25 protein-coding genes are annotated in these 26300 nt (G+C 28.1%); 23 read left to right on the top strand and 2 right to left on the bottom strand.

What is annotated here, in order from left to right:
• Nucleotides 1-40: 40 nt before the first annotated feature.
• The 11 genes from BM119_RS20510 (at nucleotide 41) to BM119_RS09705 (ending at nucleotide 10654) form a co-directional block, all read left to right on the top strand.
• On the top strand, nucleotides 41-580 hold the full coding sequence (locus tag BM119_RS20510) for a helix-turn-helix domain-containing protein (protein ID WP_341465754.1): 540 nt from the start codon (nucleotides 41-43) through the stop codon (nucleotides 578-580).
• The gene (locus BM119_RS20505; protein WP_341465753.1) at nucleotides 531-1151 is read left to right on the top strand and encodes a tetratricopeptide repeat protein; all 621 of its coding nucleotides are present in this window, start codon (nucleotides 531-533) and stop codon (nucleotides 1149-1151) included. The genes BM119_RS20510 and BM119_RS20505 overlap by 50 nt, the downstream gene beginning before the upstream one ends.
• Nucleotides 1152-1370: 219 nt before the next feature.
• Nucleotides 1371-1820, top strand: a complete 450-nt coding sequence (locus tag BM119_RS09745; RefSeq protein ID WP_090041030.1) for a LytTR family DNA-binding domain-containing protein — start codon at nucleotides 1371-1373, stop codon at nucleotides 1818-1820.
• 1 nt (nucleotide 1821) lies between these two features.
• Nucleotides 1822-2262 carry a DUF3021 domain-containing protein gene (locus BM119_RS09740; RefSeq protein ID WP_090041028.1) on the top strand — a complete coding sequence of 147 codons (441 nt, stop codon included), beginning with the start codon at nucleotides 1822-1824 and terminating at the stop codon, nucleotides 2260-2262.
• 279 nt (nucleotides 2263-2541) lie between these two features.
• The gene (locus BM119_RS09735; RefSeq protein ID WP_090041026.1) at nucleotides 2542-4254 is read left to right on the top strand and encodes a methyl-accepting chemotaxis protein; all 1713 of its coding nucleotides are present in this window, start codon (nucleotides 2542-2544) and stop codon (nucleotides 4252-4254) included.
• A 446-nt stretch (nucleotides 4255-4700) separates the two neighbouring features.
• Nucleotides 4701-7409: a 4-hydroxyphenylacetate decarboxylase large subunit gene (hpdB, locus tag BM119_RS09730; protein WP_090041024.1), complete on the top strand. Its 2709-nt coding sequence runs from the start codon at nucleotides 4701-4703 to the stop codon at nucleotides 7407-7409.
• A 4-nt stretch (nucleotides 7410-7413) separates the two neighbouring features.
• On the top strand, nucleotides 7414-7680 hold the full coding sequence (hpdC, locus tag BM119_RS09725) for a 4-hydroxyphenylacetate decarboxylase small subunit (protein WP_090041022.1): 267 nt from the start codon (nucleotides 7414-7416) through the stop codon (nucleotides 7678-7680).
• 4 nt (nucleotides 7681-7684) lie between these two features.
• Entirely contained in the window at nucleotides 7685-8623 is a 939-nt protein-coding gene (gene hpdA, locus BM119_RS09720; protein ID WP_090041019.1) for a 4-hydroxyphenylacetate decarboxylase activase, read from the top strand.
• 333 nt (nucleotides 8624-8956) lie between these two features.
• Complete coding sequence (locus BM119_RS09715; protein WP_090041018.1) at nucleotides 8957-9634, top strand: Crp/Fnr family transcriptional regulator; 678 nt, start codon at nucleotides 8957-8959, stop codon at nucleotides 9632-9634.
• A gap of 262 nt (nucleotides 9635-9896) precedes the next feature.
• A complete protein-coding gene (locus BM119_RS09710; protein WP_090041017.1) occupies nucleotides 9897-10280 on the top strand; it encodes an ArsR/SmtB family transcription factor in 384 nt (127 codons plus the stop codon).
• 2 nt (nucleotides 10281-10282) lie between these two features.
• A complete protein-coding gene (locus BM119_RS09705) occupies nucleotides 10283-10654 on the top strand; it encodes a NifB/NifX family molybdenum-iron cluster-binding protein (protein ID WP_090041015.1) in 372 nt (123 codons plus the stop codon).
• A 266-nt stretch (nucleotides 10655-10920) separates the two neighbouring features.
• Here the strand turns inward: BM119_RS09705 and BM119_RS09700 are convergent, their stop codons facing one another.
• Nucleotides 10921-11787, bottom strand: a complete 867-nt coding sequence (locus BM119_RS09700; protein ID WP_090041014.1) for an SDR family oxidoreductase — start codon at nucleotides 11785-11787, stop codon at nucleotides 10921-10923.
• Nucleotides 11788-12157: 370 nt separating this feature from the next.
• On the opposite strand from BM119_RS09700, the gene BM119_RS09695 reads away from it, so the two are divergent.
• From BM119_RS09695 to BM119_RS09685, 3 genes are all read left to right on the top strand, one after another.
• Nucleotides 12158-14467 carry a glycoside hydrolase gene (locus BM119_RS09695; RefSeq protein ID WP_090041012.1) on the top strand — a complete coding sequence of 770 codons (2310 nt, stop codon included), beginning with the start codon at nucleotides 12158-12160 and terminating at the stop codon, nucleotides 14465-14467.
• 151 nt (nucleotides 14468-14618) lie between these two features.
• Entirely contained in the window at nucleotides 14619-16190 is a 1572-nt protein-coding gene (locus BM119_RS09690) for a phytoene desaturase family protein (protein WP_090041011.1), read from the top strand.
• Nucleotides 16190-17392: a flavin reductase family protein gene (locus tag BM119_RS09685; protein WP_090041009.1), complete on the top strand. Its 1203-nt coding sequence runs from the start codon at nucleotides 16190-16192 to the stop codon at nucleotides 17390-17392. Before BM119_RS09690 ends, BM119_RS09685 begins: the two co-directional genes overlap by 1 nt.
• Before the next feature lie 60 nt (nucleotides 17393-17452).
• On the opposite strand, the gene BM119_RS09680 is transcribed toward BM119_RS09685, so the two are convergent.
• Complete coding sequence (locus BM119_RS09680) at nucleotides 17453-18766, bottom strand: sodium-dependent transporter (RefSeq protein ID WP_090041007.1); 1314 nt, start codon at nucleotides 18764-18766, stop codon at nucleotides 17453-17455.
• A gap of 472 nt (nucleotides 18767-19238) precedes the next feature.
• Between BM119_RS09680 and BM119_RS20400 the strand changes: the two genes are divergently transcribed.
• The 9 genes from BM119_RS20400 to agaF all read left to right on the top strand — a co-directional run bounded on the left by BM119_RS20400 (nucleotide 19239) and on the right by agaF (nucleotide 26291).
• A complete protein-coding gene (locus tag BM119_RS20400) occupies nucleotides 19239-19364 on the top strand; it encodes a hypothetical protein (RefSeq protein WP_278336788.1) in 126 nt (41 codons plus the stop codon).
• Between the two features lie 241 nt (nucleotides 19365-19605).
• Nucleotides 19606-20355 carry a tRNA pseudouridine(38-40) synthase TruA gene (gene truA / locus BM119_RS09675; protein ID WP_090041005.1) on the top strand — a complete coding sequence of 250 codons (750 nt, stop codon included), beginning with the start codon at nucleotides 19606-19608 and terminating at the stop codon, nucleotides 20353-20355.
• Nucleotides 20356-20397: 42 nt separating this feature from the next.
• Complete coding sequence (locus BM119_RS09670) at nucleotides 20398-21297, top strand: DMT family transporter (RefSeq protein ID WP_090041004.1); 900 nt, start codon at nucleotides 20398-20400, stop codon at nucleotides 21295-21297.
• Between the two features lie 299 nt (nucleotides 21298-21596).
• Nucleotides 21597-22172 carry a hypothetical protein gene (locus BM119_RS09665; protein WP_090041002.1) on the top strand — a complete coding sequence of 192 codons (576 nt, stop codon included), beginning with the start codon at nucleotides 21597-21599 and terminating at the stop codon, nucleotides 22170-22172.
• 211 nt (nucleotides 22173-22383) lie between these two features.
• A complete protein-coding gene (agaB, locus tag BM119_RS09660; protein ID WP_090041000.1) occupies nucleotides 22384-22860 on the top strand; it encodes a PTS galactosamine transporter subunit IIB in 477 nt (158 codons plus the stop codon).
• 29 nt (nucleotides 22861-22889) lie between these two features.
• Complete coding sequence (gene agaW, locus BM119_RS09655) at nucleotides 22890-23654, top strand: PTS N-acetylgalactosamine transporter subunit IIC (RefSeq protein ID WP_090040999.1); 765 nt, start codon at nucleotides 22890-22892, stop codon at nucleotides 23652-23654.
• On the top strand, nucleotides 23644-24480 hold the full coding sequence (locus BM119_RS09650) for a PTS system mannose/fructose/sorbose family transporter subunit IID (protein WP_090040997.1): 837 nt from the start codon (nucleotides 23644-23646) through the stop codon (nucleotides 24478-24480). Before agaW ends, BM119_RS09650 begins: the two co-directional genes overlap by 11 nt.
• Nucleotides 24481-24684: 204 nt before the next feature.
• The gene (locus BM119_RS09645; protein ID WP_090040995.1) at nucleotides 24685-25851 is read left to right on the top strand and encodes an SIS domain-containing protein; all 1167 of its coding nucleotides are present in this window, start codon (nucleotides 24685-24687) and stop codon (nucleotides 25849-25851) included.
• A 14-nt stretch (nucleotides 25852-25865) separates the two neighbouring features.
• Nucleotides 25866-26291 carry a PTS galactosamine/N-acetylgalactosamine transporter subunit IIA gene (gene agaF, locus BM119_RS09640; protein ID WP_090040993.1) on the top strand — a complete coding sequence of 142 codons (426 nt, stop codon included), beginning with the start codon at nucleotides 25866-25868 and terminating at the stop codon, nucleotides 26289-26291.
• Nucleotides 26292-26300: the final 9 nt, after the last annotated feature.

Raw genomic sequence — 26300 nt, 5'->3', positions numbered from 1 at the left:
TATTACAATATATACTTAAGATAATGATGGAGGGGTAAGAATGAATGATTTACAAATTGGAGAAATTATAAATAAGTTAAGAAAAAATAAGGGACTTACTCAAGAACAGTTAGCTAATTTTATTGGAGTATCTACAGCTGCAGTATCAAAATGGGAAAGTAAATGTTCATATCCAGATATAACTTTATTACCTAAATTAGCAACATTTTTTAATGTAACTATAGATGAACTGCTAAATTTTAAAATTAAATTGTCAGAAGAAGATATTAAAAAAATTTATGAAGAGTGTGAAACTCTTTTTAATAACAAAAATAGTTTTGTGTTAGCATTTGAAAAAAGTAAGGAATATATATTAAAATATCCTAATAGTTATAAGCTCAAGTCTAAGATATCTTATCTATATTGTGCATACTCTTGGAAATTAAACGACGAAGAAAAAGTTACAGATATGATTAGAGAAAGTATAGAACTATTAGAGGATATAGTTACAAACAGTAATGATATAGAGCTTGTGGAAACATCATTATTCTTTGTATTCAAGTGTAGAAGAGGAGGAGAAGGCTATAGAATGTTTAAATAAAATACGTAAAAGTTATTGTGATCCTAATGATATACTTGCAAGTATTTATATTAAACAAAATAAATTAAATGAAGCTAGAAAAATTTTGCAGGGTAAATTAAGTAAATGTATTTTTGATATATCAATAATATGTATAAGTTTAGCTAATGCGTATAATAACTGTGAAGATGAATTAGAGATAAAGGAGAAATATTATAAATTATCATTAGATATAAAAAAATGCATAGCACCTTATGGAGATGCTATATTATCATCCATTTTGGAGTATTTTGGACTGGCAAGATTATATTTAAAGCATGGTGATATAGAAAAGGCTTTAGAGTCATTACAAACATTGGTGGATAATTTTGAAAAAGGTGGTATTAATAGCATTGAAAATAAAAATAATCTTTGGTGTTTTAATGAACTTAAGTTAAGTAATGAGAATAGTAGTCAAATGAACTTATATGAAAACATATTTTGTATGCTAGATGATAAAATGTTTGATCAAATAAGACACACTATTGAGTTTAGAGATTTAATTGAAAAATTGAATGGGTTACAAGAAAAATCTTTGGGTAAAAGAAACTAAATTATATAAGTGTTTTATATTAGAAAACTATGTGATTAATCTAAATTACATAGTTTTTTGTTTTTACTAATATTTAACTAGCAACTGATATAATATATCTTTAAGATTGATATTTTGCCTTTGAGTTAATATAAACAACCTCTTACGTTGAAAATGTAGAAAAATATAACAAAATTAAATATACTTTAAACATACCAATTGATGGAGGGAGATTAAAAATTGAATATAGAAATGGATATAAATCATAAGTATGAAGAAACAACAATAGTAGTAAGAGCACCTGAATTGAATGGGGAAATAACAGATCTTATTGAAAGACTTAAAAGTTCAAAAACAAAAAATATTATAGGTAAGAACAATGAAAAAATGTATATATTAAGTCCAAAGGATATACTATTATTCTATAGTAAAGATCAAAAGGTTATAGCAGATACAATAAATGGAGAATATGAAATTAAACAAAAACTTTATGAGTTGGAAGAAGAATTAAATGGAATGTATTTTGTTAGAATATCTAAATTTGCAATAGTAAATATAAATAAAATTAAAGATATAGAATTGTTTTTTAATGGCAGCTTAGTAGTTAATCTTATTAATGGAAAACAAGAAGTTATATCTCGTAGATATGTATCAAAAGTAAAAGAGTTTATAGGAATGGGAGGAAAATAAAATGAAATATGTGAAAAAATTTATATTAAGAGGCTTATTAGGAATTACTATAGGGGTTTTCCTTAATCAGATAGGCTATTTATTTATGGCTCTTCAAGGAGGAACAATTGAAATTTCATCAGATATTATAATTTCACAATTTATTATATCAAGTTTAACTGGTTTTTATTGTGCAGGATCAAGTGCTATATTTGAAGTTGAAGAGTGGAGTGTATTGCGTCAAACAATAACACATTTCATTGCATTATTGCCATACTTTCCAGTTGCAATATATGCAGGATGGATACCATCAACTTCATTTGGAAAAATAATTTTTGTAGCAAACTATATAGTTGTTTATTTAGTAATATGGTTTTCTTTCAGAGCTTATTGGAGAAAGAAAGCTAAAGAATTAAATGAAGAACTTAAAAGACATAATAGAAAAGCTGGTTTGGAAAATTAACATAAAAGGGAACTCTGAAAAATCAGAGTTCCTTTTTTATGTTAAAAATTATCTTATAAAATAGAAAAACTATTTAATAAAAAACCAAAAGAAAAATTACAAAATTCAATAGAAGTAATGGATTAGAAAATTAAAATATTAAAAGCGTAAAAAGTTTTTAAAACTAGATGCAATGGAATTTGATGAAAATACTTAAGGTATATTTAATATTTCACGATATGTATTGATGTAACTAAAATATTTATTTTGAAATTGAAAAGAAAAATGGGAGGCATAAAATTGGAAAAACTTAAGAACTTGAAAATAGGTACTAAATTAATAATTAATTTTACAGTAATTGCTATATTAATGTTTATTATTGGAGGTGTAGGGCTAAAAAAGTTATATGATAGTAATATAGCTATTAAAGACATATATAACAATAATATACTATCTATTACAGCTATAAATGATATGGATAAAAATTTATCTAATATATATTTAAAAATGCAGTTAGCTGGAAATATTAAGGATAAAAATGAAATAAATAAATTAATTAATGAAATAAATGAATTAGAATCTAAAAATAACGAAGATATTAAAATATATAAGAGTGAAATTACAACAGAAGAAGATAAAAATTTATTTAGTAAGTTTGAAGAAAAACTTATCAGTTATAGAAAAATTATATCAGAACTTATAAATGCAGGACTTAGCCAAAATATAGAAGAAATAAATACAAAAACAGGTGAATTTGAAAAAGTTAGAAATGAAACGAGAGGCAATTTAGATAAATTAGTAGAAGCAAATAAAAACTGGGCAAAAGATACTTTAGATAAAAATAATAGTGATTATAAGAAGTCTGTTATATTTAATACTACTATTATTATTGTTTCTTTAGTTTTAATGATTTTATGTGCTAATTTTATAATAAAATGTATAACTATACCATTAAAAAAAATAAGAGAATTGGCTAATAGATTGTCTGATTATGATTTTTCGACACCTTTAATTTTAGAAATAAAGGATGAATTTGGACAAACGGGTGATGCACTAAATAAAGCACAAGAAAATGTAAACTTACTAATAAAAAAAGTTATAGACAGCGTTCAAGGTATAACGTCAGCAAGTGAAGAATTGTCTGCAACTGCCGAGGAAATGACTTCAAAAATGGAAGTAATAAATGAATCAACAAAAGGAATAAATTCTGTAGTTCAGGAGACAAGTGCAACATCTGAAGAAATATCAGCATCAGTACAAGAGGTAGATTCAAGTGTTGCAGTTTTAGCAAATAAAGCTGTTGATGGAAGTAGTAATTCAATTAAAATAAAGGAAAGAGCAACAAGGGTTGAAAGTAATAGTAAAACAGCAACTGAAGAAACAAAAGAGCTTTACGTTGGTATGGAAAAAGCTATTTTACATGATATAGAACAAGGTAAGGTTGTAGACGAAATCAAAGTAATGGCTGATACTATTGCAGGTATAGCAGAGCAAACAAATTTACTAGCCCTTAATGCAGCAATAGAGGCTGCAAGGGCAGGGGAGCAGGGAAAAGGATTTGCTGTAGTAGCAGATGAAGTAAGAAAGCTAGCAGAACAATCATCAATCGCTGTTGGCAATGTTAAATCAACAATAGATAAAGTACAGGGAGCATTTAAAAGTATATCTGAAAATAGTAGTGAGCTTTTAAAATTTATGAATGATAAAGTTCTATATGAATTCCAAGGTTTTGTAAAAATCGGAAAACAATATCAAGAAGATGGGAATTTTGTTAATTACATGTCAGAAGAGCTAGCATCAATGACTGAAGAAATATCAGCAACAATGACTCAAGTTAGTGAAGCAACGCAAAATATGGCAGAAATAACACAAGGATCATCAGAGAATTTAAATGGAATTCAAGAAAGTGTTTCAGAGTCTACAAAAGTTATGGAGCAGGTTGCATTAACTGCACAAGAACAGGCGGAACTTGCACAAGAACTTAATGAAATTATTTTAAAATTTAAAATTTAAAAGAAATGATTTGATATATATTTAGAAATAAGGTGTTAAAGGGATTTTTAACACCTTATTTTTTATGTTAATTTTTAAGTTAAGTAAAAATAAGTTTAATCAGGTGATTCTTATGTTAAGATGAAGTCCGTTTATCAGATGAAGGAAAAAATACCACCTAAATAAAAATACTAATCTTTTTTATAAAAATTATATGAAACAATTAGAATAAATTTTTGGGTTTAATATAATAAAAAATATATATTTAAAATTTAAGGGAATTTATTAAAAAAATTTAATGATTTGCAGAACTTAGAATAATTTATAGTATTGAAGTTTATACAAAAATCAATATTATTATATAGATACATAAATTTAATTTAGAAAAATGTGTATACTTTACACTATCTCTTGATGTCCAAAATATAATATATTAGTGGTGTGTAAAAAGGAGGTAGTAATAAAATATGGATAAAATAAAAGAGGAGAAAATGAAGAGTATTTTGTCTGCTAAGGGGATACATACAGACAGAATTACAAATGAAAATTCAGAAAGTGAAGAGGAAAAAAAATCCACACCTAGAACAAAATATCTGATGGATATATTTTATAAAACTTTATCTACAGCAGATATGGAGTTTCCATACTGGTACAACAGAGCATGGAGAGAATTTGATGGAGAAATAACTGTTGTAAGAAGGGCAAAAGCTTTAAAATGTGCTTTCTCACATCTTACTCCTAATATTATTCCAGGTGAAAAATTAGTAATGCAAAAGACTCAGAGCTATAGAGGCGCTTTTCCAATGCCGTGGGTTAGTGAAAGTTTTTTTGTATCTCAAGGAGAAGAAATAAAAAAAGAAGCTTCAAAATTAGCTAGTAGTACAGCAGATGAACTTACTCAATTTGGTAGTGGTGGTGGAAATGTTACTAAAAGCTTTGGAGAAGTAGTTTCAATAGCAGGTAAGTTCGGTATGAGGAAAGAAGAGATACCTGTTTTGTTAAAAATAGCAAATGAATGGGTTGGTAAGTCTATAGAGGATTTGGGATTTAGATATGAAAAAATGATGCCTGATTATGAAACAAAAGAAAAGATAATGAGTAGTTTAATCTGCATGTTTGATTCAGGATATACTTTACCACAAGGTAGAGAAATAATAAATTATTATTATCCATTAAATTATGGAATCGATGAACTTATAAAAATGGCTGAAGAATGTAGAAGAGATGTTGCAGGAAAAGCTAATGGAGATGGAATACTAGGAATGGACAGGCTTTATTTTTATGAAGCTGTAGTTGAAATTTTAAGGGGAATACAAACATGGATATTAAACTATGCTAATCATGCAACTTACTTAGAAAAAATAGAAACTAATGAAAAAGATAAAAAGGAATATGGAGAACTTGCTGAAATTCTTAATTGGATAGCCCACAATCAACCTCGTACATTTAGAGAAGCCCTTCAACTTTCTTATACAATTCATATAGCCTCTGTAAATGAAGATGCTATATCAGGCATGTCAATAGGGAGATTTGGACAAATTATATATCCTTGGTATGAGCAAGATATTGAAAATAAAAAAATTACTAAAAAAGAAGTTATAGAGTTATTAGAGCTTTATAGAATAAAAATAACTTGTATTGATTGTTTTGCATCAGCAGGAGTAAATGGAGGAGTATTATCAGGTAATACTTTTAATACTTTAACTATAGGAGGGCTTACTGAAGATGGGAGACCGGGGGCAAATGAACTTGAAATGTTATTGTTAGAGGCAGGAATGAGTTGCAAAACTCCTCAACCAACATTAACAGTATTTTATGATGAAAAACTTCCAGAGAAATTTTTATTAAAGGCTGCTGAGTGTACTAAGCTTGGAACTGGATATCCAGCATGGGTTAATAATAGGAATGCAATGGATTTTATGATTAAACAATTTGGGGAAGAAGGAATGACAATAGAAGAATCAAGAGCAGTTGCTTCAGGTGGATGTTTAGAAACTTCTCCAGGATGTTGGAAAAAACTTTCTTTAAACGGCAAAAAATATTCAATAGCTGGAGGGGCAGGTCAATCAGCTGGATCGGGAGTTCATTTTATAGCTAATCCTAAAATATTGGAACTTGTTCTTATGAATGGTAAAGACTGTAGAACTGGGGTGCAAATTTTTGAACCTCATAATAAGAAACTTAAAACCTATGAAGAGGTAGTTGAAGTTTTTAAGGAGTATTACGAAAAAGCTATACATGTTTTAGAAAAAGCTAATAATATAGAACTTGATATTTGGAGAAAACATAACATGTCAGTTATAAATTCCTTTCTTAAGCCTGATTGTCTAGATAAAGGTCAGCATATAGGAAATATGGGATATAGATATAATGCTACTTTAAATATAGAAACCTGTGGAACTATAACAATGGTAAATTCATTAGCATCAATCAAAAGTTTAATATATGATAAAAAACAATATACCTTAGATGAACTTAGAAATGCTATTTTAAATAATTTTGGATTTAAGGATGCATTAGAAGTAGAAAATTATTCTTTAGCAGATCAAGTTAAAAATGATAAAACTGGAAAATATGATGAGATATATAAAGCATGCTTAGATGCACCTAAGTATGGTAACAATGATTTCTATGTAGATAGCATTTTAAAAGATTATGAAAAGTGGTTGTTAGAAGTATGTAGAAAAGCAGAATCTTTATATGGTAAGAAAATGTATCCTTGTCAAATATCCGTGTCTACTCACGGGCCACAAGGAGCTGCAACATTGGCGACACCAGACGGAAGATTAAGTGGTACAACTTATTCTGATGGATCAGTTTCTGCTTATCCAGGTACGGATAAAAATGGACCTTATGCTTTATTTGAGTCTGCAACCATTTGGGATCAGTCTGTGGTGCAGAATTCACAAATGAATCTAAAATTGCACCCAATGGCTGTAAGTGGAAAGCAAGGAACTAGAAAACTTTTAGATCTTACTCGTTCTTATTTAAGAAAAGGTGGATTTCACATTCAATATAATGTAGTTGATTCTAATATTCTTAAAGATGCACAAAAAAATCCATATAACTACAGAGATCTTATGGTAAGAGTAGCAGGATTTACTCAATATTGGTGTGAGCTTGGAAAACCAATACAAGATGAAGTTATTGCAAGAACACAATATGAGGGGGTGTAATGTTATGAGTTTAAAGCATAATGATTGTTTGAATTTTTCACCTATAGATGCTGTTAAAGGAATTTGTAGACTTACAAAGGACATTGTAAATATAGATAGTGGTACTTGCAGAAATATAGCTATAGTTCCAAAGTGTAAGAACTGCAAGCACTTTGGTGCATCAGATGTTAATGGTATAGGGCTATGTAAAGGTTTATCTAAAGATGATTGGACATTTGAAAGTCTAAACGCTATAACATGCAAAGGTCATGAATTTAAACAAGAGAGGTAAATCTATGAGTACTAAGGGAATTATATTCGATATACAGAGCTTTTCAGTTCATGATGGTCCAGGATGTAGGACAACTGTATTTTTAAATGGATGTCCTCTAAAATGCAGATGGTGCGCAAATCCAGAAAGTTGGGGCATTAAGCCTCATATTATGTTTAGTGAGCTATCATGTAAGTACAACAATGGATGTATAGCATGTAAAGATAAATGTAATAAAAATGGATTAACTTTTCATGACAATGGTAAGCCCATGTTAAACTGGGAAGTATGTAAAATTTGTAATACATTTGAATGTACAAAATCTTGCTATAATAATGCTTTAAAAGTATGCGCTAAGGAATATAAAGTAGAAGATGTACTAAAAATATTACAAAGGGATTCAAATAACTGGAGAAGTGAAGGTGGGGTTACCTTTAGTGGCGGAGAACCACTTATGCAGTATGAATTTCTAATAGAAGTATTAAAGGAATGTAAAAAAAATAGTATTCATACAGCCATTGAAACTAGTGCATATATAAAAAACGATGTATTTTTAAATGTTATGAAGTATATAGACTTTGCATTTATAGATGTGAAAAATATGAATAGAGAAAAGCATAAAAATGAAACAGGAGTTTATAATGATTTAATACATGAAAATATAAGATCATTATCAAAGTCTAACTGGAGGGGAAGAATGGTTCTTAGAGTTCCAGTTATAGGAGGCTTTAATGATAATAAACAAAATATAGATTTATTAATTAAGTTTATGAAAGACAATGAAATAGTAGAAATAAATCTTCTACCGTTTCATAGATTAGGAGAATCTAAATGGTTACAACTTGGGAAAAACTATGCTTATTCACAAGTTGGAGAGGTTACTAAAGATAAGTTGGAAAAAATTCAGAACATATTTTTAGATAATCAAATAGCCTGCTATATAGGGGAGGATACATTATTTTAAATTTAATTATCGATTAAATTAGTAAGAAATAAATTTCTAAAAATAAATTTCAAAAAAATTTTAAAGTTAATCTATAAAATTGATAATTTAAGGATAAAAAATATTGAATTATAAAGATACTAGGATGGATTAACTTTAAAAGGAATATAAGTAAATGTAAACGGCTAGTAATTTCTATAGTAGGATTGCTAGCTTTTCCTATATAATAAATATATAGATATTATAAAAAAGTTATTATTTTTAAGTATTTTTATTTAGAGATATTTAAACAATCACTTGATGATATAGAATAGTATATGGTATTTATGAAATTTTTTTTAGGGGTATAAAAAAATGAAAATGAAGGATATATGCATATATAACAACATAAAAGAATATTTAGATGAGATAAATATTATAGATTATCATAAAGGACAATATATATCAACAGGAGATGAAAATCTTGAAAGCATGTTCTTTATATTAAGTGGTGTGGTAAAGGTTGAGTGCATAACTAAAGAAGGTAAAACTTTTTTGGTTGACATACTTTATGAAAATGAATTTGTAGGGAAAATAAGTGAGATTTATGATCAAAACTTATTTTGCGATATAATTGCAACTAGCGAAGCTAGACTATTAAAGATTAACAAAGATACTTTTAAAAAACTACAAAAAAATCCTGAGTTTCTTAATATATTTTTCTTTAAAACAAGTAAGAGAATTTACAATATGTATAAAAAACTTATTATGAAAGATTTATTTAGATTTGATGAATTATTTGCATCTTATATTTTAGAAAATTGTGATGATAATATATTTAAATTTAAAAGTGTTTATAATTTATGCAAGATGTTATCAACAAGTAGAAAAAATTTATACAACACAATAAATAAATTTATTAGTAAGGGTTATATCTTAAAGAGAGACAATTCAATAATTATTTTAAATAAAAAAACTCTTATTGAACTATCTTATTATGTTAAGGAATTTAGACAAAAGAATACAGAAGAATTTAAATTTAATATATTTTAATTACTGCTTAATCAAGTAATTATTTATATGTCTATAAATTAAATAATAACCTGAATTATTCATATGGTTATCCTGACAGTTAAGATATTTTGTATTATTTTGTACTTAGTTAGCATGTGTTATAACTGTAAGGTTATAGATAGTGAATGTTCTTAATTAGAATCTATATAATAAAGTGAATTTAAATATGTGTTGAAAAAACTAATTAATAGTATTATAATTTAATTAAGCAGATGATTAATTAAATTGTTGAGGAGAATTTATGAAAGAAACAGTAAAACTTTTTAAAGCTATTGGTGATGAAACAAGAATAAAAATACTACTTCTTTTGTCTAAAAGAAACATATGTGCAAAGGGAATCTCAAAACATTTAGACATATCAGAAGCAGCTGTATCTCAACATATAAAGGTATTAAAGGATGTAGGCTTAATAGTAGGATATAAAAAAGGATACTATGTTGTTTATGATTTAAATAAGGAAATTTTAGACAATGCTATAGATTTTATAAAACTACTAATAAATGAAGATTTAAATTCAATTAAAAATGAATTGAACTTAGATATAAAAGACTTTAATAATTTAAAATGCAAAGATAATTGTAAAAAGATGCAAGGATGTTGCAAAAAATTTCTTAAGGAGGAATAAAAATGAGAGTATGTTTTCCGGTAAAATCCAATGAGGGAATGGACAGTATGCCATATGGTCATTTTGGAACAGCACCAATGTTTGTAATATGTGACTTAGATAAAAATGAAGTTACCACTGTAGGTAATGGAGATTTAGGACATGAACATGGAAAATGCCAACCTATAAAAGCATTATCAGGTGAAGTTGTAGATGCAGTAGTAGTAGGTGGAATAGGTCAAGGGGCAATAGTTAAACTAAATTCTATGGGAATTAAGGTTTATAAGGCTCAAGAAGGAACTATAGGCAATAATTTAGAAATGTTTAAACAAGATAAGTTAGTTCAATTTCCAAGTAATCATACATGTAGTCATGATGGATGTTCGCACCATTAATAAATGCAAAAAGAACTCTTAAATCAATAAGAGTTCTTTTTGATTGGTGAAAAACTATATTAATAACAAATATTTACTTGAATTTTATTTTTGGAAATTTAAAACTTCACTAAAATAAAACAATTTTGTTGGACCAAAAGTTTATGTAGAGATAATTTCAAAAGTTAAATATTAACTTACTGATAAAGGGAAACCATTAAAGTTTATTTTTATATAATGTGCTTATAGAAAAAAGTATATAAAAATCATAATGAATCATCTATTATTTATTTATTAATACCAAAATCATAAATGCATTTCATTAAACCTTCTGTAGTTATAGGAAATATTATAGAATTTTCTTTTAGTTTTTTGTTGCTAATTCTCAAATCTCTTTTGAGATCTTTAAATCTTTCAGCGTCCATAATCAATGTTGAGTCAATTCTATTAGATAAATTCATAGATTTTAACAAATAACAAGCTATATCATAAGTTGATAAGTTATTTTCACTACCATAATTATAATCTCCATATGGAAGTGTAATCAGTTTTTCAAAGTTTTCTATAACATCATAAACATAAGTCATGCCTCTAAATTCATTATCTGAAAGTTTCAATTTAGAGTTATTGAAAATAGCATTTAAGGTATTAGTAATTATATTGGTATTAACTTTTTTACATCTTTCAGGAAAAGTAAAGAGCCAAGTTAATCTTAAATTATAATAGTTATCCATAAATTCCTTTATACGAGTTTCGCATTCAAACTTAGTATGTCCATAAACTGTGTTGGGATTTGGCAATATAGTTTCAGCATAGGGTCCATTATTACTATTTCCATTAAAAATTTGGTCACTACTAGCAAAAACCAAAGTAGAGTTTTTTAATGTACATGCTTTAGCTATGTTTAAAGTGGATCTTACATTTATTTCTTCAGCTAAATCTGGTTCTCTCTCACATTTTTGAGTGTCAGAAATAGCAGCTGTGTGAAAAACTAAATCAAATTTATTATGCTTAAAAAAATCTAAAACTTGATTTTCAACGGTTATATCTAAAGTGTTTCTAGTTAAAGGAACTATATCATATTTATCTTTATAAAAATCAATAAATCTAGAAGCTAAGAAACCGTTGGAGCCAGTTACTAAAATTTTTTTCATTATTAATCCTCCATTAAATTATTATTTATATTTTATAAAAGGTTACTACTCTATGATAATGGAATTCTTAGTATGAGCTCACTTCTTTGAAAGTTAACTAGAACAATGAAAATATCCATGGCTATTATCCTATTAAGTATAGACTTCATTATGATTAATAAAATAAATGTAAATATAAAGTGATTCTTAGGTTGAGATGAAGTTTTTTATAAAAATAAATTCATACAATCATATTAATATAAAATGTGTAACTAATCAAAAAAAACAGTTTTTATTAATATTGTTTAATACATGAAAGAAAAAATAACTTATACAATGTTAAATTCATGTGACATAAATATAGTATATTTGTTTTTGGAGGTGAAAATAAATGAAGAAAATAATATGTTTGTTAATGAGTATAACCGTGTTAGCAGGAATAATGGCTTCGTATTCAAAGAAAAATATAAAAAACCAAGTGGAATATACCAAATCAGTAGTGGATACATTAAATTTCAATTATAAAGTTAATCCTGAAACTTTTGAAATAATAGCTGAATGTAATGGAAAAGAAGAAGTTATTTCTAAAGCAATGGATAAGAGAGAGGTATCTAATTTAAAAGAGGATTCCTCAACTATGTCATGGTCTTATCCTAATGAGGGAATTCAGGTTAATTTAAAAAAAGAAAAACAGTATATAGATGTAAAAATTAAATCTATTAAGGATGATGAAAATGAATTTACTTGGCCAAAAGTAGAAGGAGAAAATTATATTTTACCTTTAGGTGAAGGAAAATCAATCCCAAAGAATGATGATAATTGGATGAAGTATTTAAATGAAAAGGAAATAGACGTAATACAATCTTTTTCTATGGGATTTTTTGCAGTTAATTATGAAAGTTATTCAGCTGTATATCTAATGGATGATATGTTTAATGATAGTATAAATTTTAATACAAAACAGGGTATTGAATTTTCATTTAATCATGAATATACAAAGATAAATAAAGACAAGGATTATGGATTTAGAATTTATTTCACACAGAACAATCCTGTTGATATTAGCAAAGTTTATAGAAATTACGTTATAGAAAAAGGGGAATTTAAAACTTTAGAAGAAAAAGCTAAGGATAATAAAAATATAGAAAAACTTTATGGTGCCACTCATATGTATTTATGGGATACAACTGTTATATCAGAGAAGGATATAAACTGGGATTTATTTAGAAAGAGTAGTGGAAGCAAACCTGTAGAATGGATAAAGACTTTATTGAAAAATAAAATTGAGGATTCTACTGAAAAGGTTAAAGCATTAGAAGAAGCGGGTACAAAGGATTATGTTGATAAATATAATAAGAATACAATATGCCAAGGATTAAGTGATGTATTAACATTACCTGATTTCTACAATGAAGAGGTATTTCCTAAAAAGGATGCGAAAATGGAAGAGTTACTTAAAAAGGGAAGTAACAATTTAAATCAAGTTGAAATAATAGATCTAAACAAGAGAGCTCTTAATGAAAATATGGAAGGGGTATTTATGCCTGTTGAGCAATGGGCAAGTGATAGAACTACAGACTTGTTGAAAGATATAAAGGACTCTGGATTAGATAATGCTTGGATAGGATTAGATAATTGGACTCAAGGTTTTATAAAACCAGAAATGGTTAAGTATGCTAATGATAATGGATACCTTATAGGACCATATGATTCATACCATTCCATACATGAGCCAGGAAAAGAACAGTGGAATACAGCTGAGTTTGAAGATAAAACCTTATATGAAAATGCAACTGTTACAGATAAAAAAGGTAAAAAGTTAAGTGGATTTCAAAATGTTGGAAGAAAATTGAATCCAACATTGTCAATGCCATCTGTAGAAGAAAGAGTAAAGAGTATTTTGAACACTGGAGTTAACTTTAATTCTTGGTTTATTGATTGTGATGCAACAGGGGAAGTTTATGATGATTATTCCAAGGATCATATAACAACTCAGAAAGAAGATTTAAAGGCTAGATTAGATAGAATGGCTTATATAGGAAATGATAAAAATATGGTTATAGGATCAGAAGGTGGAAATGATTTTGCAAGTTCTACAATAGCGTTTGCTCATGGAATAGAAATACCAGCATTTTCTTGGATGGATGATGATATGAAGAAGAACAAAGATAGCAAATATTATTTGGGTAGATATTATTCACCAAATGGGGGGGTTCCAGAAAAATATTCTAAGGAAGTTCCAGTAAAGGAAGAGTACAAAAAAATCTTTTTAGATAATACTTATAATGTACCTCTATTTAAATTAGTTTATAATGATTCAGTTATAACAACATATCAATGGGAATGGTCAACTTTAAAAATTAAGGATGAGGTCAAAAATAGAATGTTATATGAAATTCTTTATAATGTACCTTCACTTTACCATCTAGATAAGTTTCAATGGGAGGAACATGGAACTAAAATATCTGAACATTCTAAAGTTTGGTCAAAGTTCAGCAAAGAAGTAATTAATAAAGAAATGACTGATTTTAAGGTGTTATCTGAGAACAAGTTAGTTCAAATGACTCAGTATGGAGATGATATAAAAGTAGTTTGTAATTTCTCTAATAAGGATTTTAAGTATAATGATGATGTAATAGAGGGACAATCATTAATAATATATAGAGGAGATAAAAAAGAAGTATACAAACCAGGAGCGTAAAAAAGGAATGTGCCTAAAACAAAGGGGATTAAGAGTATTAACTTTTAATCCTTTTTATTTATAATACTTAAGGGGTTAAAACTACATTTTTCATCATATACATTATTATGTTGCAACTAAAATAAAGTTAAGAACATAAGGGGGATGAAAGATGGAAATGAAAGATTTTTTATTATCTAGATTTGACAAAGAATATGATGCAGTGGTTATAGGGGCAGGGATTGGCGGTCTTATGGCTGGATGTGAACTTGCTTATGAAGGAAAGAGAACTTTAATATTAGAACAACACAATTTAGCAGGAGGGTTTGCAACTTCTTTTGTTAGAGGAAGATATGAATTTGAGGCTACATTACATGAAATTCTTGATGTGGGTACAAAGAAACAGAGCTATGATGTAAGAAAAACATTAGACAGGTTGGGGGTTAAATATGAGTTTGAGGCTGTTCCAGAAGCTTATGTACTTATAGTACCAGAAGAAGATATAAATGTATGCGTACCTTTTGGAATAAATGAATTTATAGAATGCATGGAAAAGGAATCGCCAGGGGTGAAAAAAGAAGTAACTAGATATATGGAATTGTGTAAGGAAATGTATGAAGCTATAAATTATATGGTAGATCAAGAGATGAAAGGAAAGTTACCAAATATTATTACTGTGAAAAGAAAATATCCTAACTTTATTAAATATTCTCATATGACTATTGAAGAAGTTGAAAAAGAATTTGAACTTCCAAACAGAATAAAGAGTATATTGCATGCATACTGGTGTTATCAAGGACCATCTGTGGATGCTTTAACATTTTTATTATGGGGATACATGTTATATGGATATATATATACTGGAGCATATATACCAGCAAATAGGTCTCATGCATTATCAACAGCTATTGCAGAAAGAACTAAGGAACTAGGTGGGCAGATTGAATATAACTGTAAAGTTGAAAAAATACATGTAGAAAACAATAAGGTTATAGCTGTGGAACTCAAAGATGGAACTTATATAAAAACTAAATGTGTATTATCTAATGCACATCCAGAACTTGTATATGGAAAGATGATAACACCAATAACTTCAGCTCCAGAATTTAGTGTAAAGAAAACCAATGCTGAAGTAAACACATGTTCATCTATTGCTATATATTTAGGATTAGATGCTAATCCAGAAGACCTTGGAATAAAGTATTATGAGTATTTTATAACAAATACCATGGATACTAGAAAAATCTATGATTCACTATTTACATTAAATCCAGAAGGGTTTTTATCAGCCATTTGTTTAGATAATGCAATACCAGGAGCTACAGGAGAAGGAAGATGTCAGCTTACTATTTCTTGGTTAGTATTTGGAGATATATTTAAAGATGTTTTAATAGAGGACTATGAGGATTTAAAGACTCGTTTTGGAGAAGAAATGATAGATATATTTGAAAAGATTACAGGTGCTAAAATAAGAGATCATATTGAAGAAGTTGAAATGGTAACTCCAATTACTTGGAATAGATATACAGGGGCATATAAAGGACAGGTATTTGGTCATGAACAGACTCCGTGGAATTCAGCGGTTGTAAGACTTGCAGCAGAAAAGTTTGAAAATAAAAAAGAAGTAAGTGGATTATATTTTGTAGGAGGATGTTCTCAAAGTACCCATGGATATACACCTATTATTAGACTTACAAGATTAACTACAAACAAAGCAATAAGATATATGGGGGGCAGTAAGTAATGAGTGGAAAATATGTAAATACTATAAAAAGTCCATGGGGAATTTTGAAAGAAAGAAAAAAAATTATAAATTCAGAGAAGGATAAAATAGATTTAAATGACCCAGTAGGGGAATTAGCACAAAAGCTTCATCCAAAACAATTAAATCTTATTATTAAAGAGGTAAGACAAGAAACTCCTACAATGAGAACATTTAAATTAGTAGCAAATAAGGATTTTGGAACAAGGGAATTACCTATTTTTAAATCGGGACAATATTTAAGCATAAAATTTGTTGTTGATGACTGTCCAATAACGAGAGCATACTCCTTGTGTTCCACACCTCAGGATGCAATAAAATCTGGATATTACTCAATATCTATAAAGTTTAAGGAAGATGGACTTTTAACTAATTATATTTTTAAAAACTGGACTGTTGGAACAAAAATAAAAACGTCATCTCCTACAGGATTCTTTGGATATAATGAAATAAGGGATACAAAAGAATTAATAGGAATATGTGGTGGATGTGGAGTTACACCTATATATTCTATAGTTAAAAATATAGTTGAAAAAGATCTGCCTTTAAATTTTACAATGTTTTATGGTGCTAATAGTGTAGAAGAAATAGCATTTAAAGATGAACTTGATAATTATGAAAAACAATCTAAAGGAAAAATAAAAATTGTTTATGTTTTGGCAGAACATGATTCAAATTGGGAAGGAGAAACAGGATTTATAAATTCAGAACTTATAAATAAATATATTGATAGTAAAAATAAAACTTTTTATCTATGTGGTCCAACTGCTATGTATAGGTTTTTAGAAAATGAGATGAAAAATCTTAATATACCGTCTAGACGTATAAGACAAGAGGTTATGGGAGAAGATAAGGCGTTTTTATTAAATAATGAAATGTTAAAGATTAACATGGATAAAAAATTTAATATAACTGTTAAAGTTGGAAAAGGAAGTATTAAAATTCCAGCACTAGGTTCAGAGAGTATATTAGTAGCTTTAGAAAGAGCGGGAATAATTTGTCCTTCACAATGCCGCTCAGGAGAATGTGGATTTTGTCGTTCTAAGCTTATTTCCGGGAAAATAGCAGTAAGTCCAGAGTGCGATGGAAGAAGAAAAGGGGATATGATTTTTGGATATATTCATCCATGTTCAACTTACCCAATAACTGATTTGGAAATAGAAATACCTATAATAGAGCAATAAATAAACACAAAAAACAAAAGGGATTTATTTCCCTTTTGTTTTTTTATACATAATAAATGTTTAGCCAATACCACCATAGATTATTCCAAGGATTATAACAACAATAGTGGTTGGTACAAATATATATTTTCCTAATTTCATAAACCAAACTCCAAGTTTATGTTTTGCACCTAAATTTAATTCACTTAAAGCTGTGTTAGGATCTAAAACGTAGAAGAAGATAATAGCAGCAATAAGTGCACCAATTGGGGATAATATAATGGTTATGAAATTAGTGAAGTTATCAAACAAAGTGCTACTTAAACTTAAAGGAATTGATAAAATAAATGCGGAAATACCAGTAATTATAGTAGTTTTTTTCCTATTCCAATTAGTTATATTCATAACTGCTTCAACAGGACCTTCTAGCATTGCTATTGAAGAAGAAATTGAAGCAAAAATAATACTTAAGAAAAACAATGAACTTATAAGGTTACCAAACTGCATTGTTTGGAATATGCTTGGAACAGTTATAAATAGCAATGCTGGTCCAGCTGTTGGAGTTAAACCTAAAGCAAATACAGCTGGCATAATCATAAATGCAGCTAACATAGCTGAAAGAGTATCGAAAAAAGCAGTGTTTATAGCACAATTAGGTATATCAAAATCTTTTTTAGCATAACTTCCACAAACAACCATTGCACATCCAGTTAAGGACACTGTGAAAAAAGCTTGTCCCATAGCCGCAATCCAAGTGTTAGCTTTTAAAAGATAAGACCAATCAGGAGTTAGAAGATATTTTACTCCTTCATTTGAACCAGGAAGACTTAATGATTTTGCAATTAAAACTATAAAGATAATAAATAATAACGGAATAATTACTTTATTAATTTTTTCTATACCATTTGAAACTCCAAAACTAACTATTATTAATGTTATTATAACTGCAAGTCCATGCCAAAATACTGCACTTGGACTACCTGTAAATGTTGAAAAGTAAACCTCTGTGTTTATAGATGATATTTCTCCTGTTACGCTTATGAAGAAATATTTTAATATCCAACCAATTACAACAGTATAGAACATAAAGATTCCAGTTAAGCCCAATGTGGGGATTAAGGATATTATAGAGCCTCCTTTTATTTTTTTCTTTTTTAGAGTTTGACTAATAGAACCAAAAGACCCCTTTTTAAATTGTCTACCTAAAGCAAATTCTGAAATTAATCCAACTGTGCCAAGAATAGCAACAAAAATGAAATATGGAATTAAGAATGCTGCACCACCATTTTCACCTAATTTATAAGGGAACATCCATATGTTTCCTAAACCCACAGCAGCTCCAACGCAAGACATTATGAAGCCAATTTTACTAGAGAATCCTTCTCTTTTTTCCATAACTAAAACCTCCTAGGTATTAATGAATATAAATTTATAAATAAAAATAGCCCCACAGCTATGCTATGAGGCTATTTTTTTACCTAGGATATAGCCTCTTAGCATTATCTATGAGGCTATTATTAAAAACACAAAAGTCTTTAGCCAACATAGATACAAAACACATAATCGGTGTGATTTGTATCTATGTTAGTAAAAACGTAACAATCTATAGATACAAACCCTATCTAAAATAGCTAAAGAAAAATTTGTTATTCAATTTTGAGATACATAGGGTTATTTTTAAATTCATAATTTTATCTCCTGTTAATAATTAAATTTTCATTTATAGTACCATGTAGAAAAGTAAATGTCAATATAAATTGCGAAAATTATATTTATGATATTTTAATATAGTACATGAAAAAGCGTTTGTAAATATAAAAAAAATTATAAAGGTTAAACACTAAGCTATAATAAGGTATAATTAAAGATGAATAGTATAATTCAAAAATATAAATTAAAAGAGCTACTCTATATTTCTAAAATGGGAATTAGTTATTTTAATATTAAGAGAGGATGTGACAAACAACCAGGGGCTTATGGTATAGCATTGTAGAGAGATGCTATTATGTACATTAATACTTTATTATACGAAATGTTATTGTTAATTATAGGAGATTGAATCTGGGAATAACTTTCAACCTGACACTCTCAATTCTCAACTTTATATTAAGGAAACTTAGAGCATTCAATCATAAGTGTCAATTCTCAATTTTCAATTGTCAATTACAAAGTGGAATTAGTGTATGAATAAAGTTTAAGAATATATTTTTTTAGATTTTATAAAGTCAATAATTATGAGAAATATAAAAATGGTAATTCAATATGATGGAACCAAGTATAATGGATGGCAGAAGCAAAATCAAAAGGGAAGTACTGCTGTTACAATACAAGGAAAGATAGAAAATGTTTTGAGTAAAATTACAGGGGAGGATATATCTTTAATTGGTTGTGGGCGAACAGATTCAGGAGTTCATGCTGAAAATTATGTAGCTAATTTTTCAACAAATTGCAATGTTACATTAGATGATATGAATAAATATTTAGTTGAATATTTGCCTAAAGATATATCAATAAAGGAATTAAAAATTGCAAAAGAGAGATTTCATTCAAGATACAATGTTAAATCAAAGACATATACATATAAAATAGATAACAATAATTATATTAATGTATTTACTAGAGATTTTGCATATCATGTAAATAATGACTTGGATTTAGAAAAAATGAAAGAATCGGCTAAGTATTTAGTAGGAACTCATGATTTTAGAAGTTTTACAAGTTTAAAGTCAAATAGCGATAAATCAACAGTTAGAACAATTAACTACATAAATATAAATAAAAATAATGGATTAATAGAAGTAGAGGTCAATGGAAATGGATTCCTTTTGAATATGGTAAGAATCATAGTTGGGACTCTTATCTCTGTTGGAGAAGGAAACATAAATCCAGAAGATATGGAAAATATATTAAATGAAAAAAGTAAGGAAAAATCATCTAATAAGGCTCCAGCTAAAGGTTTAACATTAAAAGAACTTGAATATTAAAGTCAATATATAGTATTAGTATACAGTGGGGGAGATAACTATATGAATGAAAAGAATAGAAGTTTGATGGAACTTCATTTAGCAGTTTTACTTTTTGGGTTATCAGGCTTATTTGGTAAATTTATATCATTACCATCTATGGTTATAGTTTGGGGGAGAGTTCTTTTTTCAAGTATCTTTTTAATGTGTGTTCTATTCTACTTTAAAAAAGATTTGAAATTAAAAAAAAGAAATGATTATATTTATTTAATAATAATGGGAGTAATCTTAGCTATACACTGGACAACATTTTTTCAAGCAATTCAGATGTCCACAGTAGCAATAGGACTACTTACCTTTTCAACATTTCCTGTGTTTACCACATTCCTGGAGCCTTATTTTTTTAAAGAAAAAATTAATGCAAAAGATATAATAATAGCTATAATAACTTTTTTGGGAGTAATTTTTGTTGTACCAAAGTTTAATTTAGGTGATGATTTAACAAAGGGAGCAATATGGGGAATTATTTCAGGATTTACTTATGCAATACTTTCAATGCTTAATAGAAAATATGTAGAGGAATATTCAAGTGTGGTTATAGCATTTTATGAACAATCTATAGCAACACTTGTACTAGTGCCAGCCATATTTTTATATAGGCCTAATTTCACTGGGAAAGATATAGGACTATTAATATTATTAGGTATAGTTTTTACAGGAATAGCTCATACACTATTTATAAACAGTTTGAAAAATATAAAAACTCAAACAGCAGGTATAATTTCTAGTCTTGAGCCAGTTTACGGTATAATATTAGCAGTTCTACTTTTGGGAGAATTGCCAACTATTAGGGAAGTTATAGGAGGCGTGATTATTTTGGGTACATCATTTTACTCAACAATAACTGTGAAAAAAATAAATGCAAAAACTTCTTTAAATGATAATACAGGTATTATAGAGTAGATTTAGATATTATAGAATAGAGTAGCTTATATAATAATAAACAGCCAACATATTATTTTCAATAATATGTTGGCTGTTTTGTTTTATCATATTAGGCATATGTTTTGTATTTTAATGCATAAGTTGGGATGAATCATAGGCAAATACTTTTATTTTTAGGCAAAATATATAGAATTCAAAATATAAATGAATATAAACAAATGGTAATTTATACAAAATGAGAACATATAATAGTATTAAAATACAAAGAAAACTAAGATATAGTAATAAATATTATATCTTAAAAAGGAGATGATAGATTGAAGTATTTATTTGAGATAATAATGCTTTTAGTGATTATGTTTATTTCTAACAATATTATAAGCATGAGGATAAATGGAGATAAAAAATTTAACGAAAGTTTAAAGCTAGCAGCTATGTCAACATTAATAACATTACCATTATTAATGTTAATTGGTGGAGTTTTGTTTTTAGCATTTAAGATTGTACTGATAAAGTTAATGGTTGGGATTACAACTTTTCAAATTTTTACAATAGTACTTTTTACAATAGTTATAATATTTTTCTGTGATTTTATATGTAGAAAAATAGGATTAGATTTAATAGCAATATATTTAAGTAAAAAATATAAAAATAAAAATCTTACAAATTCAGAAATGATAGTTTTAGTAGATAATAAACAAAGAACAGTAAATATAACAAGTGTAATAATAATGTTTTTAATAAATTTATTAACAAATTTCATAATACTTAAATTTCTGCAAATACAGTTTTCAGATATTTTAGTAATATGTATGGCAATAATTGTCTCAATAACATATAAAGTTTTCTTTAAAAGTAATATGGCACTACAACGTGAGAGAACAAAAAATTAATATAGCAAATACGCAAATAGTTTTGTATAAGTGTAAATAAGTTGGAAGTATGTTTTGTATGTAAAGCACATTCAAAAAATAACAAGTCAGTATGCTAGTCTATTTCGTGTCATACTGCGTAAGTAATATTGACCCAAAATATAAATAGCATCTTTGAATTGTTAATTTCTTTCATGTACCTAAAACATATAAAAAAAATGGGGGTGTAAGAATGCCAAATATTTTATTAACAAGAATAGACAACCGTCTAATTCATGGACAGGTAGGCGTAACTTGGGTAAATCATCTAGGTGCAAATCTAATTTTAGTAGCAAATGATGAGGTTGCAAGTGATGAGGTACAACAAAGCTTAATGGAGATGGTTCTACCAGATGCCATAGGAACAAGGTTTTTTACTATTGAAAAAACAATAAAAGTGATTAACAAAGCAGCACCAAGACAATTAATATTTTTAGTATGCAAGACTCCACAAGATGTTTTGAGGTTAATAGAAGGGGGAGTACCTATAAAAGAAATTAACATAGGAAACATGCATTTTAAAACAGGAAAACAACAAATATCATCAACAGTTTCTTTAGATGATGATGATAAAAAAACCTTAAGAAAACTACACGATATGGGGATAAAACTAGAAATTAGAAGGGTACCAGATGAAAAAATTGAAGTAGATATTTTAAAATACATTTAAAACCTTAAAAATAAAAGGAGGAAAAATAAATGTTTGTAAAAGCTCTATTAGTTGCAATATGGGCAGGTATAGCAGGGATAGATTATTTTGATGGTCTCACCCATATTCATAGGCCTTTAGTCACTGGGCTTGTAATTGGAATTATTTTAGGTGATATTAAGACAGGTCTTGTAGTTGGAGCTACATTAGAACTTGTATGGATGGGTATGGTTCCTTTAGCAGGAGCTCAACCTCCAAATGTTGTTATAGGTGGAGTAATTGGTACAAGTATAGCTATTTTAGGAAAACTTGAACCTCAAGCAGCTGTAGGGTTAGCGGTTCCTTTTGCAGTTGCAGCTCAGGCTTGCATAACTTTATTATTCACTGCTTTTTCACCTGTAATGCATAAGGCTGATAAGTATGCAGAAGAGGCAGATACAAAAGGTATTGAAAAGGTAAACTATATAGGATTAATAGGTTTATTTTGTTTTTACTTTGTTATAGCTTTCCTAGTAATTTATTTTGGTGCAGACAAGGCTGAGACTATGGTTAGTGTAATACCAAAGTGGCTTATTGATGGATTATCAGTTGCAGGAGGAATGATGCCCGCTATAGGATTTGCAATGCTATTAAAAATAATGTTTAAAAAAGAATATACAGCATATCTTTTAATAGGATTTGTTTTAGTTACCTATGGAAACCTTCCTATATTAGCTATAGCTTTAGTAGGATTAGCTATTGCATTATATGATTATTTTTCAAAGGGTAATGCTCAAGTAGTAGTGGCAAAGGAGGATTATGAGGATGGAATCTAACAATCAATATAAAAATCCAAGTTCAGAAAAAGTCATAACTAAAAAAGATCTAAACGTAATGGTATGGCGTTCACTATTACTTCAAGCATCATTTAACTATGAAAGAATGCAGGCATGTGGATGGTTGTATTCTTTACTTCCTGGTCTTAAAAAGATTCATAAAGATAAAGAAGATTTGGCTATGGCCATGAAAGATCATATGGAGTTTTTTAATACTCATCCATTTCTAGTTACATTTATAATGGGATTAATATTAGCTATGGAGGAGAATAAAGAAAATAGGGGAACAATAAGAGCTATAAAAATTGCTACAATGGGACCGCTAGGCGGAATAGGAGATGCATTGTTCTGGTTAACAGCATTGCCAATATGTTCAGGAATAGGTGTGTCCATGGCAATGGAAGGCAATATAGCTGGACCTATAGTATTCTTAGTATTATTTAATGTTATACATTTCTTAGCAATATTTTCATTGATGAAATATGGGTATAACACAGGAGTTAAAGCAATCACAACCTTAAAAGAAAAGACCAAAAAAGTAGCTCATGCAGCATCAATATTAGGTTTGACAGTTGTAGGAGGATTAATAGCTTCTTTTGTTAAATTGAAAACTCCTTTAGTTATAACTGCAGGACAGGCTACAGTAGAGGTTCAAGAAAAAGTGTTAGATGCAATAATGCCTAATTTACTTCCATTAGTTTATACACTATTAATGTATAAATTACTTAAAAAAGGGTATTCACCAGTTAAATTAATATTAATAACTGTTTGTATTGGAATCGCATGTAAATTATTGGGAGCCTTTACTCCAATAAATATATTGTAATCAAATCTTTATGGAACTCATATCTATATGATGGTATGAGTTCTGTTTAATCTTTTATCAATAAAATAGTTATTAGCTTAAAATGAATACATTTAATAAGATTAGAATTACTTAATCTAGAGTGAGAAAATTCAACTGATAAGCAGGTTTTAAGTTTGGTGATTGCTATGGCATGAGGAGATTGATGGTTAAGGGGGGAGTATTATGTATTTTGGTATTGAAGATGAAAAGTTAAGTGATTTAGGTGGTATTTATACAGCTAAGGAAATATCTCAGCAACCTAAAACTTGGCTTAAAACATACAATATTATAAATGAGAATAAAAAAAGTATAAAAAAATTTCTAAATGATAAAGTGAAAAGTGATACAAAAATAATATTAACCGGAGCAGGAACATCAGCATATGTAGGAGATACCGTAGAACTTTATTTGAAAAACAAATTAAACATAGAGGTTCAATCTGTTGCAACAACAGACTTAGTATCAAATCCTGAATATTATATAAAGAAAGATATTAAAACCTTACTGATATCTTTTGCAAGATCAGGAAACAGTCCTGAAAGTATTGGAGTATATGATTTGTTTCAGGAAAACATTAAAGACATATCTCAACTTGTTATCACATGTAACAGAGAAGGGGAATTAGCTAAAAAAGCTTCACAAAGTAAAAATAGCTTATGTTTATTAATGCCTGAAGAGTCTAATGATAAAGGGTTTGCTATGACAAGTTCTTTTAGCTGTATGATGTTAGCTTTAATACTTATATTTGATATTGATAATATAGATAATAATAAAACTTATTTAGATATTATTGTAAGTAATGGAGGAAATATTATCGAAAATAAGTGGAAAGAAATTTTATCACTAGTTGATTATAACTGTGATAGAGTTGTGTATTTAGGCTCAGGTATATTAAAAGGATTAAGTAAGGAAATGGCACTTAAGAATTTAGAACTTACAAGTGGGAGAGTAGAGACTATTTGGGAATCAGTTTTAGGGTTTAGACATGGTCCTAAATCTATAATAAATGATAATACATTGGTAATAGTTATGAATTCAATGAATAAATATACTAATCTATATGATATGGATTTAATGAAAGAAATTTATAGTGATAGTGGTAATCATAAATTGTGTGCAGTTACCTATGGTAAGTACAAAGATATGACTAAATTTTGTAATAAGCACATAGAAATTAACGGGGAACCTATACCAGAGATATATTGCGTTTTCAGCTTTATGTTAATTGGACAAATATTTGGATTTTTGAATTCTTTAAGAGTTAACATATCTCCTGATAATCCTAGAATTGACGGTACTGTGAACAGAGTGGTTAAAGGAGTAAATATATATAACTATAAGAGTGTCTAAGGAGATGGTAAAGCATGACGGGAATATTAGTAACTGGTCACGGAAGGTTTGCAAGTGGAATTGTAAGTGCATTAGAGCTAATTGCAGGGAAACAAGAAAATGTTGTTGTTATAGACTTTATTGAAAATCAGAGTACAGAAATATTAAAAGAAAATATAGAAAGATCATTAAATTTATTAGGTGATGAAATTATAGTTTTTTGTGATTTAGCGGGAGGATCACCTTTTAAAACTTCAGTAATCTTAAGTAGGACCATAAGTAACAAAAAAATTGAAGTTGTAGCAGGAGTAAATTTGGGAATGCTTTTGGAGATAGTTTTACTTAGAGGAGATACATGCGCAGAAAAATTAGCAGAAATGGCTTTAAATTCAGGAGGTAATGCCTTAAAAAGATTTAAATTAAAGGACAAAGAAGAAGTAGAGGATTTTGATGGAATTTAAATTAGGGGA

Origin of the sequence: Clostridium frigidicarnis (assembly GCF_900111985.1) — a bacterium.
GTDB lineage: Bacteria > Bacillota > Clostridia > Clostridiales > Clostridiaceae > Clostridium_Z > Clostridium_Z frigidicarnis.
Note: the sequence above shows the minus strand (reverse complement) of the source record. Positions and strands in the feature narration are given on the sequence as shown.